The organism is Sphingobacterium sp. SRCM116780 (assembly GCF_021442025.1).
Classification (GTDB): Bacteria; Bacteroidota; Bacteroidia; order Sphingobacteriales; family Sphingobacteriaceae; genus Sphingobacterium.
The window spans coordinates 2,303,195-2,317,827 of the sequence record NZ_CP090446.1; the positions used below are offsets into that span (position 1 = coordinate 2,303,195).

The window sequence follows — 14,633 nt, forward strand, 5'->3', positions numbered from 1 at the left end:
GTCCTCCTGCTTAATTGCCCAATCCAATAAAACTTTTTGTACTGTAGTTGAGCTGATTTTCAGCGCTCTTATATGGCACCCGTCCAAACTGTTCTCTATAGGTCGTAACAACTTGTCCCATCGCATTGTATTCATATCTCGTGAACAGATTGTATTGGTCTAAGGTATGTGTCAATTCACCTGTTTTACCATCATAAACATAAGCAACAGCAGATCCATTTTTCGGCTGAAAACGGAAATCATCCACATAGGTGGTTGTACTACCATCGTTTTTGGCAAAGATCTTCACATTGGTACCCGTTGTGACTGGTATATCGAAATGTATCAATGTCCAATCCCCTGAAGTTTTTGTACTCACATTCGATGCTAATGAAACTGCTTTCTGCACATTATCCAGTTGGTAATATAACTTGATATTGTTCACAGCCCCCTTGTTCACCCAGATGCTAGCGGAGTAAGTCCGTCCAACGGTAAGTTCGGATACAGGAGCTGTATATTCAAAGGCGGTTTGTCCAGCCCCTACCTGTATGCTCTGTTGTCCCGTATGCATAACTGTTGTTGAAAGGGTACCTGTACCTTTTTTCACTTCCAATAGCTTCGTATTTGTTAGATTATCATCCTCTGCACCACTAAAAACGATCTCGCCATACTTAGCAAAGCTACCACTCAACACTGTTTTAGCATTGTTGTAACCGTAACGCGCACTGGCTGAGTTACCTTTGAAATCACGTGTTGAGAGCGTGTGTGAATAAGGATCCATCAATGTCGTGGTCACATTATTCTTCCATGATATATTTGCTGTAGAAGGATTGGCAAATGGGAAGGCTACAAAATTGGCAGCTAACGTCATTCCGTTGGCTGCAGCTGTAGTTGGCATCCAGATATAATCCGAAATTTGACGCCATACATTTCCATTAGCAGAAACGGAACCATCTTGTATTATTTTAGCGCCTGTCTCATTCAGCACCTGGCCTTTGTTACTCCATTCGTTATAGCTTGCTGAAACAAGGTATTCAGGGACACCACTAGCATTTAATTTATATACATTCTGGCTAGCAACCTGTGCCAGCATGTTCTTGTTACTTCCAATCAGCTGGCTAGAGCCCATCGCAGGGTAATTATTGTATGCTGCCTGAGTTTTAGTCAAGAAACTATTACCATAGGCGTCTGTACTGATTGATTCGGTTACGGCTCCGCTATAGAAGTCAAAAGCATTCACACGGGTAGAGGTTTTTGTGTTGTGAATATAGTCGTATTCGACTGTACCTGTATTCACCAACGGATAATCCTCGCGTGCAATCATGGTACCCATTGTAACGAAAGTATTATTTGATGCTTTTAGTACTTTTTTGACTTCTGAAAATCGCTCAGCAACTAGACCTTGATACCCAAATTTTTCCAATCTCACTTTATAATCATCGAAAAAATTTCCTGTGATACCATCATGAAGATATTGTTTAATTATTCGTTTAGTCAATTTGCCATTACCATCGTAATAGCTCATCGATTTAGGAGAGCCCAAAAGACTGAAAAATTTACGTAGTACTAGGTTTACTATAGAATAGGTACTAGATGAGTTCGAATTGCTCGCATAATTTTTTTCTATTTTTATATCTTTAAAGGTGAAGAATTCCGAGACGCTCTTTTCCGGAGAAGTGTCATTCGATCCATCAGGATATTCTACTTTCGAGCTCGTCTCTACTCTCGAATACATCATGTTAGGACCAGATAGTTCTGGTCCATATCCAATTACGACTGAAAAGCCTGTATTTAATGCATCATTAAAACGAATCTCATCATAACCGGTTACAGGCGCAGCCCCTTCATAACTATCATAATTTAAAGGTTCGAAATTTGCAACACCTGATGAATTAAGCTGATCTTCATTCGTATAGCTGTATTGTGTGGTAAATTTAACTCCATCTAAACCTTTTAAGGTAATTGATTTTACTCTTACCCCATTTCCTCCCAGGTATTTTTTGCCATACGGAGTTGGACAAAAATTTGCGTCAATTATTTTGGTTTGTGATATATCTAAATATCCCACATTAAATAAGGATTGTTCAAACGAAGCACTCAATTCAACATCAATTGTATTTCCATTGACGGCTTTTACTAAAACAACAGCTCCCTGATACGCATCATATATTTTTGTGGAATTGGGATCAATTGGATCTATGCTGAAAGTACTCATGCTGGTATTATTGTTATTTTCAGGATTTTTTTGATAAAACTCCCTGAAAAACACGCCTAGCATATTATCCCCTACTTGATACATGTCTTTACATTGTCGACCATTTGGTGCCATTGTAAGACGATAATTTTGAGCAGATAGCTTGGTCATTGACATAAAACGAACAGACATATTCTGACTATATTCACTTTCTCCAAAATCATGTCCTTCAAAATTTACTTCAACCAAAGGTCCTCCTGTTGTTTTGATTGTTCTTAATGACCAAACATCGGTTGATTTATTAGAGATTTTTGTAGGATTTCTACTTATATTTTGATTGTAGTAATACACGTAATCAGATTTGTACATGCCCCAATAATCATATTTATCATTCTGATATGGAGGATTCTTGGTTCTTCGAATACTTTTCAGACCAAGATTTCCTAAAGACTCATTTCCTTTTAGTACATAATTGTAAGTAGATCCATTTTGGGTAACTTGGTCTACATAACCACAATATATTGGGTTTGTTTCATCAGTTTCTATAAGATCTCCTACTTCATATAATGAATTTGCACCCGTAATACTTCCAGTAGCAATTGTACCTTGTCCTTTCTTTTGATCTATTGTAGAGAGATTATAACCAAATTCAGTCTGTGGCAATACACTTAGACCTCCCTTACCTCGAACTTTGAATGATTTTAGAGTAAGCTTACCTAGCTTGCTGGAAGGATTGGAGAAATCAAAACTTGTTGTACTACCTTTGGCAAGCGAATAATCAAAATTAAGATCAATTACTCTTAATGAGTTTGCTTCCAACAGTGTCCTACCGTAGGAGTCCACATCATTTTTATCCAAAATATTGTTTGGTAATTCACACTCCGAACAAACTACTGAGCGCCCGACTGGGATTAAACCTCCACTTCCACCTTTAGCTGGGTTTATTCCGGCAGCGATATCATTTTTTAAAATATAAATATGGCTTAAACGAAGACTCTGATTTGAGTTAATATTAAATAGTCCTTGGTTACTATAATCGGTAGAAACATTGTTTTGTGACGACCAATTTTTATTGAAAGATTCTTTTGATGCACTTTTTCCATCTGAACGAACATCTTTTTCAAATAAGGCAGTATGTGTACGAGTTTTAATCGCATTTAAATAATACACTTCTTTCTTACCCATTGAAACTGTGAAGAAATGTTGATCAACATTTCTTGTAAAACCCTCTGTGGGGCTTCTCCAAACAAACTCATCACTCCATTTTCCGTATTCAAAGCTAACCCAATATCCATAATCAGCTTCGTCAAGAACTCCTATAGATCCACGATCAACATAATCAGGTCCCGTTACAGCGGTTAGGTGCCAAGTATAGGCATAACCCGCAGTTTTAGTTTGTCGATTAAATTTTAAATCACTGCTATTGGCTCTAACGGTATTTTCTTGGTAGGTTTCTTCATCATAATTATAGGCTGGTAAATTATAATGATAAGTCATGCCACTTTCATTGGTAATTGAAAATCCAGTAATACTTTTAATACTTGCATTACTTGCTCCTACAGCAATTTGACCTACATGTTTTTTTCTATCTAATCCCTGTGCAACTGGCTGAATAAATTTAACACTACTATTTGGCAGAATAATGTCCCCATTTGCATCCGTTTTAAAATATTGGATAGCTTTTGATCCCGTAAGAACTTGATTTGTTGCATTATATCCTGAAGACCAGTTAGCTCCATTTCCTGTCGGAGATGCGAAAGGTAGAGTGCTATTTAAAATCGTATTGGCATCTGTGGAGAATGGTGTATAATCTTGTTGTAACGTATTTGAAAAGTCGCCCACAAATCGAAAGCCCAAATTACTTGAAACTTTCGTATTGTTACCATATTGTACTGTCATTTTAGTAGAAGAGGATGATTCTCTTTCAATTACATTTTGCTTGGAAACAGAGCCTTGAAAAAGGAACGGTCTCATATAGCCCCCCAGCCCCTGTCCTGTTACAGAGTAAGTATCAAACGCTGGAAAAGCACCATTCTGCAATTTTTCGGGATTGCTTTCTTCATTTAGACCAATATGGCCAGTATTTAATTGATAAGCATCATTTACTAAACTATTATCTGTAAGTAAACCACTGAAAGATTGTGAATTTAAAGCTCCGTAAATATTGCTATTCTCTGTCTCATCAGACCAATACCGAGTTCGTGTTTTTGAATAATTAAAGAAAATTAGGTTCAGTTCTGTTCGCTTGGTTTCAGTCTGTACAATCCCTTCTTTACTATTGGAAAGATCTGTTTTGACTGCAGGAGAGAATGAAAATCCTGATCCCTGAGTGGAGAGAGATGCTCCCAACAAATTAAAGGGTGTAGAAATCGATATTCCAACATTACTATTCTCGCCCACAGATCCCATAAGGCTTAATGCACCCGCACTTAACCCACCTGTTACGGAAAAGCCACTACTATAAGGGTTCGAACCTATACCAATTTTAGCTTGGACTACATCACTGATTCCGTAACCATACGCGACATTCCATCCCACTCCTAGTCCTTTATAGGTATCTTTTACAACTGTTACATCAGCTGAAACATTAATAACCGGAATATTGACACCAACCGAAGTGACATTGGTGACTCCCCCAGCCCAGTAGTCTCGTCTACTGGATAACGTATTTGCCCAATCGTCAGGGAAACCGCTTACAGATCTTGTAATTGATCCAGGATTTAGGGTCCATCCCAAACCCACCCAACTACTTTCCTGTTCGGGATTTATTCCTGCATGATAGGACAGTGAAAGGGGATAGCTTCCTTCAGGGCCTGGTACTTCCATAAGAGGAACATTATATACAAAATCTCCAGTTAATGGGTTGACCATTGTAGAAGTATCCACAGGCTCGAAGCTTGAAGCATCAGGTGATATAGGTCCTGAAGTCAATGCCCAAGCTGTTAATGGACTGAATGTCTGATAAAGTATTGTACTCAAACAGACAAATGCAAATATCTTTCTTTTTCTTTTCATTACTATTTTGGCTATTCGGTAATTTTTAGTTTGCTGGTCAGCTTTTCCAATTGTTCAAGATCGGACAGTTTGAAGTCAAAATGATAGGTAGGCACTCCTAAGCCAATATCAGATAATTCTAATTGTATGCTTTCACTCTTACCAATTTTGGATCTAGATATTGCTACTATAACATCTGTAGAGGAAGTGGCTCCGAAAAGTGGTGTAAATTGAAAATCGTCAGCTTCCTTTTCTTTTCCTTCAATTAGAAACTTTACATAATCATTCATTTTGAAAGAAAGTCTATTCAATATCACAGAATATGCTGATTGATCTAGAGTAGACAGCATATCCCGTCCTTTATTCTGATAGGATAGTCGAAAATATAAATAATCCTGTAGATCGCTTGATTTTTGAGAATCTAACCCATCTAAAAGAACACGCGGAATATAATTCAAACGTAAAGTAAAAGGTGAATCATTTTTGACCATACTCACCCCATTTTTTTCGTTATTCATATAGGTATAAAGTTCTTTCTGGTTTGTGATGTCACTTTGACAACTAATCAAAAATGTTATGATCATGAACAATGCTATAGCTGAGATGAGACGCATAGTTATTTACTCTTCTGGTTAAGTTCTTTTATGATATCACTTGTAATATCTGTATTGTCCTGTGCATAAGCAATCGTACCTGCAGGATTTGCGATCAAGATCATTCGATATCCTTCACGGACTCCATACTCTTTTAGAAAACTATTGATATTATTGACCGCAGAAGCAAATTCCTCTCCACGCTGTTTTTCTAATTTTTCTTTTATCACAGCCTGATAACGCTGCAGATCCAGTTGTTTTTCATTGATTTTTTGTTCCAATTTTGATCGACTAGTAGCATCCAATTTTGATCCCTTTCTTTCATAATCACTCATAGCCAACTGCACCTCCTTCATCAATGTATCTATATTCTCCTCATATTGTTTAGCTTGCTCTTCCAGCTTTTTATTTATTTTAACGGTTTCACTATATTCTTGAAATAACTTAGCGGTGTCCACGTAAACGATCTTTTCACGAGACTGGATGAAATTCCAAAGTCCTAATCCAAGACATAACAAGAGTAGGCTATACAATAAATAAGGTTTATTTTTCATCAAAATTGGTTTTTATGGGTTCACTTATTTTCAAATACTTCAATCAATATGATTTTATTAGAAAATCATACAAAATTTTCACAATCCAGAATCAAAAGTATTTACTCAATTAATATAATTACATTTTAATTCACAGAATGAAACTTACTTAAGACACGCTAAATTCTTTTTAGTTAATAGGTTGGCAATCATTAATTGCATATCACTTCTTTTGTATACAAAGTGTGATTTTTCACTTTACAAAGATAAAATTATTTATTTTAAGTTTAAATATTCTGATGATTTATTTTTTCAAAACAATTTCGAATAACTCAAATAATTCACCAACAACAATTTATAATTGACACAACATACAGTTGTGGTGGTTAATAAGTAAAATTCTATTCTAAATAGGGATATATTCTATTAAAAGTAGTTCTTTAGACTAAAAAAACTATACCTAAATGACTCACACTTAAAATTAAAAAATTATACCTCCGATCTCATTAGTTTAATACTATTAGGAGGAGGAAATTCTTATTTATATAACGACTCTTATCTATTAGAGACTACCAGAGCCAATCTTCTGATTTTGACACCCTACTTCAATGCAATAGTGTTTATTAAGAATATCATCTATCTATTAAAATAACAAAACTGATTCTATTATTATATTGTAAGGACATCAACTGACAGACAAAAAACAACATATAATACGCCATTTTTCACTAAATTTCAAACCTATCACTTAAAAATTATATATATTTGCTTTATTAATTATATTCAGATGAGAAGTACTTTCTTGGTTGTTGTTTTATTTATAAGTTGTTTTTTCTCTTGTTCAGAGTTTGTTGATTATCCTTTAGAAAAAAAGACAGTCGATTTGATTGGTCCAGTGGATAGTCTCAGCACAATAGATACTACATTAACTTTTTTATGGGAACCACATGAGGATGCGACCTCTTATCGTTTACAAATTGCGACACCAGACTTTGAGTCTATTCAACGCATCGCTATTGATACTGTTGTTTCCAAAGACTATGTTGAACTTAATCTTCAACCTGGACAATACCATTGGAGAGTTCGTCCAGAGAATCGTGGAAGTGTAGGAATTTATTCCAGTAGACAGTTTAAGATTTTAGCACAGTAACCAAATGAAAAATAAGGCGATGACATACGTTTTATTGGCAGCAGTTATTGGACTTTGGGGTTATATCTTAATGCAAGTTTTTAATTCCTTATCCTCCGATAGCACTATCCCTACTACAGGCAAGCGAACTTTTGGGGAGCAAGAAATGAACCTGTCCTTTTATAAAACAAAAAATACGGGGGCACTTCTTTTAAATTATTCAGATCCGATGTTGCGTAATCAGACTCATGAAGAGTTAACAGAACCTCTAGTAGTGGAAAGTAATACCGCAATAGATACTTATGTTGCTCCACAACCCTATGAACCAGTTCCTCAAATCGATGTCCAGTACCTCGGTTATATCGAGAATCTAGTGGACAAACGTCCGACAGCAATTATCCAGATTGAAGGAAAACAATACATGATGAATAATGGTGAACATCAATCAGGCATGAAGTTAGTCAGTATGACGAAGGAATATATTAAAATTAAAATTGACAATATGATTAAAACTATTTATAAAAATGAAAATTAAGACGTTATTCTATATCTTATTTATTTTGTTGGGTAGTCAACATGCGTATTCCCAAAAGAAAGATCTACCTATTTTTAATCGTTTTACCATTTCGGATGACAATGGTACTAAGCGTGTTTTTTATGCTGATAATCTTGATTACCGTACGGTTAGTGATAAAACATACACCTGGTATGCGAGCAACACTTTGCACACAACGATGGGAGGCTATTCAGGGAAACTGCTCTATGGTCAATATACGGAGTTTTATCCCAACAAGAATCTGGCTGAGCGAGGTCCTTATGCATTTGGTATGAAAGATGGGATTTGGAAAACCTGGTATAGTAATGGTAATTTAAAAAAAGAATCCCAATGGTTGGCCGGTATACAGGAAGGTCCATTTGTTGAATATCAAGAAAATGGTCAATGGATAAGACGTGGTCATTATAAGAATAATCATTTTCATGGTATCATCGAGGAACAACAAAAAGACAGTGTGGCAACACTATACTTTATGGATGGCAAAATCATCAGCAAAGAAGACTATACCAATACGAATATCTTTAGAAAATCTAAAAAATTAATTGGTGATAAGATCAATCAATGGTTTAGAAAAAAAGAAAAACAAGAGGTTGCTGATATGCCTCAGACATCATAACTATGTTAAAGTCTTCGGCTTTATATCTGGTGTTGGTCATATCGCTCATTGTCTCTATTGTCTTGGGTTCGATGATCTATATGGCCTACTTTTTTCGTGATCAGGAAGCCCGTTTCCATCGTCAAGATCTATTGCGTCAACAGCTAGATGCTGGGTATCAGCTCGTATCTTCACGGGATTTTCCTTATGTTAAAGATAGCCTACTCGCCAATGTGCTTATGCAGGGAGATTCCATTCAATTATCAAGGTTACAATGGGGTATCTATGATCTTGTAACTGTCAAATCGCATATACAACAAGACAGTTTGCAACAAGCGGCATTGCTTGGTCAACAAGTAACAGATTCCACCGTACTGTACGTTGTTGATGAAGATCGTCCTTTATCGGTTAGCGGAAAAACCGTTATTAAAGGAAATACCTTTTTACCTAAATCGGGTATTCGCCCTTCTTATGTAGATGGTGACTATTTTAAGGGATATAAAGACATCGTTGAAGGTAAAACGAAAGATAGCGATCGCAAGATGCCTGCTGTGGTAGAAAATCGTGTGAAATGGATTCAGGCTTTAATGTCATTTGACTCTCTTCCTTATCCTGTATTACCTACGAGCAATATAGCGGTATCTTTTTTAGCTGCAACGCAGACGTATCGCATACCTTCAGATATGACACTACAAGATAGCTTGACTGGAAATCTGATTCTGATATCTGATACGACCGTCCGTATTTCAGTATCTAGTCATTTGAATGATATTATTATCATTGCTCCAAATATTCATATCGAAAAAGGTTTTAACGGAAATGCTCAGTTTTTTGCGAGTGACTCCATTGTCTTGGAGGATCAAGTACAGTTACAATATCCATCTACGATTGGTTTAATTACAGAAAAAGATCATCAACCAAAAATGAGTATTGGGAATGCATGTAAAATTTCAGGAACTGTGTTTCTCCATGAGAAAGAACGTTCTGACGTTCCTCCTATGGCAAGTTTTGGTAAAGATTGTGTGATTGAAGGTGATATGTACATCGCAGGTCTCTTAGATTATGCTAAAGGTTTTACGATATATGGAAAAGTAAGCTGTTATCGTTTTTTATATAAAAGTCCTTCTTCTCTTTACGAAAACTTTCTGGTCAACATTACTTTTGATCGGTATAAACGTTCGCCTTATTTTATCGGTTCTTATTTACAAAATTCTGGTACAAATAAGCCTTTGAACAAACCTATTAAATGGTATCATGAGATTTAACATCCATCATAAACTCCGAGCTTCCTCACTGATGGAGGTATTGATCTCTATGGTGATCTTACTCGTGGTGTTTGGCATTGGGTTGATGATTTTTACCAATGTGATTTTATCTTCAAAGAGTGAAGAATCAAAAAAGGTGGAGCAAAGAATGGCTGTATTGGCACAACAGGCTCTTGAAGAAGGGGCTTCAGAAGAAATGGAATTGGACGCTGTACATTATCAGGTTAACAAAGAGATTCTTCCACAATTTTCAGATCGTATTCGGATCAGCGTATTGGCGATGAATACAACGAGTGGAAAAATAATCGATAGTTTGATCGTTATAAAGGAATATCAGGATGAAAAATAAGAGACTAAAAGCCTTTACCCTGATGGAGATCAGCATTGCACTATTGATCTCTGCCATTTGTATTGGTATGGCTTTTTATATGTTCCAATTTTTCCAGCAGCTTTACCTTAAGCAACAACAGGATAAACAAGCACGTTTTGCATTCTCATTATTACAACATTTAATAAAAAAAGACCTGGCGCAAGCAAATGCAGCCTATTATGCCGAAAATCAATTGCAATTAGTCGATAGCCTTGGTAGTATTCGCTATACGTTTGATCAACAACATATTTTGCGGGATCATTATCAACAGCATACCGACACATTTAATCTTCATCTAATAGCAGTTGAGGGTAAGTATATAGAGCCTACTCCGCCAAGTTCAACTTGTATCGATCAATTGCAATTGCGCGTTGATTTTGAAAAAAGTACACATACTTTTATATTCGAAAAAAAATATGCGGCCACACAATTAATGCAAATCGCGCAAGCTAACCAACATACAAATTAAGCTGACTATGCCACAGATTGACGTATCTAAATACAAGAAAAAGAAAAATACGGCTATTCCATCATCCGATGATCGTCAGGGATTTGACTTGATTGGTTTTTTTAATAAAGATATTTCTTTTGGGAATGGACAATTATCAGATCGTAAAAAAGAAGAATTTTATTTGGAGTTTAGCACTCTTCTTCTTTCAGGAGTTGATTTGAAAACGGCCTTTGATCTCCTCCTATTGGATCACAAAGACAACAAAGATGGCAAGACTTTTCAGACGATCAAAGATGCTGTTCTTCAGGGAGAAAGTCTATCAGAGGCTATTCAAAAAAACGGTCGATTCAGTAGTTACGAGTTTTACAGTATTCGTATTGGAGAAGAAACTGGAAAATTGGGAGAAGTCATGAAAGAATTGGGTTCTTTTTACAAGAGTAAGATTAGCCAAAAGCGTAAGATTATTTCAGCGTTGACTTATCCTGCTATTGTCATGACGACTTCTTTGGGAGCTGTATTCTTTATGTTGAAATTTGTAGTCCCGATGTTTGCCGATGTATTTTCTCGTTTTGGGGGAGAATTACCTGCCATTACGGCATTTATTCTCCATGTTTCTCAATTTTTAGACCGTACCTTTTGGTGGGGAGTACTCATACTATTGGCTATCTTTATATTCTTTTACGTGAATCGCAAAAAAACTTGGTGGCGGAAATGGTCCTCTACCCTACAATTGCGTTTACCACTATTTGGAGATATCATTCGGAAAATTCATCTTGCTCGCTTTGCAAATACCATGCGACTTTTGGTTAGTACTAACACTCCTTTACTGCAATCAATTCAACTGGTACAACAGATGACTGATTTCTATCCTATTGCACAATCGTTGCAAGAAACAGAAAAGTTCATCTTGCAAGGAGAATCCTTACATGCATCACTTGCTCGTTTTACATTTTATCCTGCCAAGCTGGTCCAATTGATCCGTGTGGGTGAAGAGGTCAATCGCCTAGATTTTTTCTTCGAAAAGATAGCTACGCAATTAACAGAAGAAGTGGAATATAAAACTTCTACTTTATCCAGCTTATTGGAACCTTTTATTATTATTTTTTTAGGCCTCGTTGTCGGTTTAATTCTTATAGCCATGTATTTACCGATGTTCCAAATGAGTAATAGTTTTTAATCTTTATTATCATTATTTTATTCTTTATTATCATTATTTTATTCTTTATTATCATTATTTTATGAAAAAATTAATTTTATTTTTGAGTTGGTTATTTTTTATTCCAACAATTTATGCCCAAAATAGCAATGACTATTTTGTGACTACTGTAACATTTCCAAATGATTATGTTATTGGAGATTATATTGAGTTTGCTACCGCAGCACCAGTTGCATCAGGAGCATCTGCATATTATGAAGTTTCAATAGCATATATACGGAATAGCGTCGCTGCAGCAGCAACGCATATTGTATCTTCCACACATTCAAATTCGGCGAGATGGCAAGAAGCTGGCCGCGTGAACAACAATGTTTATACCTCAGGAGGTGTCAATTTTACCATCGATCATAATCCAGGTACAAAGGCATTTCGAATAAGAGCAATCAATACCTTAGGTGTCGTAACTGCACCATTATTGGTCAATATCAAAATTAGATCTATAAACTTAAATACCTCATTTGTAACCACAAATATCGTTGGTCAAGAAACAAATCCAGTCAATCTATTACCTATGACCAATGATTGGGATCTTATTGTTGGTAATACATTTACGAGTACTGCAGGTATTTTGGCTATTAAAGCCATTTCCAATGGAAATGTCGGTATAGGCACGGCTACTCCTTCTGAAAAACTTGCTGTCAATGGTACTATTCGTGCCAAGGAAATCAAAGTTGATGCGGATCCATGGCCTGATTATGTATTCCATGATGATTATGCATTATTACCTTTGGATAGTTTAGAGCAGTTTGTAAAGACAAATAAGCATTTACCAAAAATCACCCCTGCTCCACAGGTAGATAAAGAAGGTATAGCATTAGGGGAATTAAATAGACAATTGCTTCAAAAAGTGGAAGAGTTAACGCTTTATCTGATTGATCAGAACAAGCAAATTCGCGATTTGCAATCGGAAGTAAATACTTTAAAGAGTAGCAAATAAGAATAAAGGTCTTGCTGATGTATCAGCAAGACCTTTATTTTAATGATCTATTAATTCCAATAAATGTTGTAAACCCCACTTCCCCTTCAATCACTTTACGTTGTTCGCTGTAATTTTTTTTATTGTCCATTTTCAAATTGATAGTAGACAGATAACCTAAAGTTGTTATTTTCTCCAATTCAGCAATGGATTGTACAATAGCTCGATAATCACCTTTGATGGTTAGTAATTTATTTCTAGTAGCACTTGAATCAATTTGCACAAGACGATTTTTTAAAGGATTGTTATTGTAATATACTTGTATAGTAGGACTATTGACAGCTCGGCTAGCATTGGATAGAAAATTATCATCCCAATTCGTAGAATCTGTCTGGTATACCTTCGTAAGACTATCCAATATTTTACTTTTATGCTCCAGTTGATACTGTGCGCTATGACTGACGTCGCTTCCGACTTGTGCAGACAATTGTTTATTGAGACGGTAAGCTTCATATGTTTTCCCAAAGGCAAGCCACCACCCCAATACAAGCATCAAGATAGCGCCAACATATAGCAACTGGTTACGCTTTTTATAATCAATTTCCTTCCACTTGATCATTGTATTCAATTTTTAACGTAAAAGCGTCATTTGTTTCGCCAACTTGTTTATTTCCATATTCCTCTATATTGACTTTCATGATCCATGTATTGTTTTTTATTTCTCGAATCCATTCGTTCAATATATTCAATGAAGGACAAGATCCTTTTATCAAGATGAATTGTGGCTGTTGTATAAGGGTATTACCCAATCCTTTTTGCTGTGGATTGATTTGAATCTGTTCCAAATTGATTGAGTTAAAATTGCGAATTGAAATTCCAATTTGATCCAACAACCAAGCTTTTGAAACTCCTCCATTCCATCCCAATTGTGTAATCAAATTTTCATTAAGCTTGATGTCCTCTTCAATCTTTCCAAGATCTTTTACGGTAGATTGTTGTGTATTGACACGATTGCTTAAATCTTCATTATCTTGATAATAATGGCTAAACAACAGGGTATTGATGAGTAGCAGTGCAAAAAATAACCCCACAAAAAACAAGGCATTTGTTTTAAATTTCTTTTTCTCTTGTACAGTTTCCAGCGTTTTTTTCACGCTCGGAACATCTACGCTATAATCTTCCACATATGTATCCATCAGCGCACTGAAAGCCGATGCATAAGCCAATACATATTCTTGCTTAATAGGCTGATCACCGACTTTAACTACAAACTGACTAGCATGCGCATCGTTGTAGTCATAATGCTGCCATTTAGCCTGAGTAGCATCAATTTCAATACGATGTCTATCAATGATATACCGATGTTCGTAGCTATTCAGTTGTCCAAGAATATTATCCAAGACAAAGGGACCAACAAATAAAGTTGTAATCAAGTAACCAGCTTCCTTAAATCGTTCTAAGAGATTCGCGATGTAATCTTTTCGTACGAAAGCCAACCAAGTTCGATCAGTGCCCTGAAGTTGTTGAACATAAAAACGATCGGCATCATAACTCGGAAAAATACTTTTGATCGTCTCTTCATCAACAACTTGTCCCATATACTCTTTAAAAAGTATCTGACGACTCTCCAAGTGCAATGCAACTGGCCATTGCTTATCCTTTCTTGTTGCAAATTCTTCCCAATCTAAGCTAGTTGTCGTGTCCAAAATTTCTAACTTATCTTTATCCAGTTCTACGGTACAACATCGAAAAATATCTTGATCATTTTCCTGTCGATAGGAAATCCCAGTATACTTCGATAGTTTGTAAAACTGTTTGATTCGTTGAAGCATATATGCGTCC

At 36.0% G+C, this 14,633-nt stretch carries 13 protein-coding genes; 8 read left to right on the forward strand and 5 right to left on the reverse strand.

Features of this window, described 5'->3' with window-relative positions; translation table 11 throughout:
- Window positions 1-10 precede the first annotated feature (10 nt).
- The 3 genes from LZQ00_RS10020 to LZQ00_RS10030 all read right to left on the reverse strand — a co-directional run bounded on the left by LZQ00_RS10020 (window position 11) and on the right by LZQ00_RS10030 (window position 6,314).
- On the reverse strand, window positions 11-5,188 hold the full coding sequence (locus LZQ00_RS10020) for a hypothetical protein (RefSeq protein WP_234509143.1): 5,178 nt from the start codon (window positions 5,186-5,188) through the stop codon (window positions 11-13).
- Between the two features lie 11 nt (window positions 5,189-5,199).
- On the reverse strand, window positions 5,200-5,685 hold the full coding sequence (locus tag LZQ00_RS10025; RefSeq protein ID WP_234509144.1) for a hypothetical protein: 486 nt from the start codon (window positions 5,683-5,685) through the stop codon (window positions 5,200-5,202).
- Window positions 5,686-5,783: 98 nt separating this feature from the next.
- The gene (locus LZQ00_RS10030; RefSeq protein ID WP_234509145.1) at window positions 5,784-6,314 is read right to left on the reverse strand and encodes an OmpH family outer membrane protein; all 531 of its coding nucleotides are present in this window, start codon (window positions 6,312-6,314) and stop codon (window positions 5,784-5,786) included.
- A gap of 766 nt (window positions 6,315-7,080) precedes the next feature.
- Between LZQ00_RS10030 and LZQ00_RS10035 the strand changes: the two genes are divergently transcribed.
- The 8 genes from LZQ00_RS10035 to LZQ00_RS10070 all read left to right on the forward strand — a co-directional run bounded on the left by LZQ00_RS10035 (window position 7,081) and on the right by LZQ00_RS10070 (window position 12,812).
- Window positions 7,081-7,443 carry a hypothetical protein gene (locus LZQ00_RS10035; protein WP_234509146.1) on the forward strand — a complete coding sequence of 121 codons (363 nt, stop codon included), beginning with the start codon at window positions 7,081-7,083 and terminating at the stop codon, window positions 7,441-7,443.
- 4 nt (window positions 7,444-7,447) lie between these two features.
- A complete protein-coding gene (locus tag LZQ00_RS10040) occupies window positions 7,448-7,957 on the forward strand; it encodes a hypothetical protein (RefSeq protein WP_234509147.1) in 510 nt (169 codons plus the stop codon).
- Complete coding sequence (locus LZQ00_RS10045) at window positions 7,947-8,594, forward strand: toxin-antitoxin system YwqK family antitoxin (RefSeq protein WP_234509148.1); 648 nt, start codon at window positions 7,947-7,949, stop codon at window positions 8,592-8,594. The genes LZQ00_RS10040 and LZQ00_RS10045 overlap by 11 nt, the downstream gene beginning before the upstream one ends.
- A 2-nt stretch (window positions 8,595-8,596) precedes the next feature.
- Entirely contained in the window at window positions 8,597-9,838 is a 1,242-nt protein-coding gene (locus tag LZQ00_RS10050; RefSeq protein WP_234509149.1) for a hypothetical protein, read from the forward strand.
- Window positions 9,828-10,187 carry a hypothetical protein gene (locus tag LZQ00_RS10055; RefSeq protein WP_234509150.1) on the forward strand — a complete coding sequence of 120 codons (360 nt, stop codon included), beginning with the start codon at window positions 9,828-9,830 and terminating at the stop codon, window positions 10,185-10,187. Before LZQ00_RS10050 ends, LZQ00_RS10055 begins: the two co-directional genes overlap by 11 nt.
- Complete coding sequence (locus tag LZQ00_RS10060) at window positions 10,177-10,677, forward strand: PilW family protein (RefSeq protein ID WP_234509151.1); 501 nt, start codon at window positions 10,177-10,179, stop codon at window positions 10,675-10,677. The genes LZQ00_RS10055 and LZQ00_RS10060 overlap by 11 nt, the downstream gene beginning before the upstream one ends.
- Window positions 10,678-10,684: 7 nt before the next feature.
- On the forward strand, window positions 10,685-11,836 hold the full coding sequence (locus LZQ00_RS10065) for a type II secretion system F family protein (protein ID WP_234509152.1): 1,152 nt from the start codon (window positions 10,685-10,687) through the stop codon (window positions 11,834-11,836).
- Window positions 11,837-11,897: 61 nt separating this feature from the next.
- Window positions 11,898-12,812, forward strand: a complete 915-nt coding sequence (locus tag LZQ00_RS10070; protein ID WP_234509153.1) for a hypothetical protein — start codon at window positions 11,898-11,900, stop codon at window positions 12,810-12,812.
- 34 nt (window positions 12,813-12,846) lie between these two features.
- On the opposite strand, the gene LZQ00_RS10075 is transcribed toward LZQ00_RS10070, so the two are convergent.
- Both LZQ00_RS10075 and LZQ00_RS10080 read right to left on the reverse strand, forming a co-directional pair.
- A complete protein-coding gene (locus LZQ00_RS10075; RefSeq protein ID WP_234509154.1) occupies window positions 12,847-13,410 on the reverse strand; it encodes a hypothetical protein in 564 nt (187 codons plus the stop codon).
- A complete protein-coding gene (locus LZQ00_RS10080) occupies window positions 13,388-14,623 on the reverse strand; it encodes a hypothetical protein (RefSeq protein WP_234509155.1) in 1,236 nt (411 codons plus the stop codon). Before LZQ00_RS10080 ends, LZQ00_RS10075 begins: the two co-directional genes overlap by 23 nt.
- Window positions 14,624-14,633: the final 10 nt, after the last annotated feature.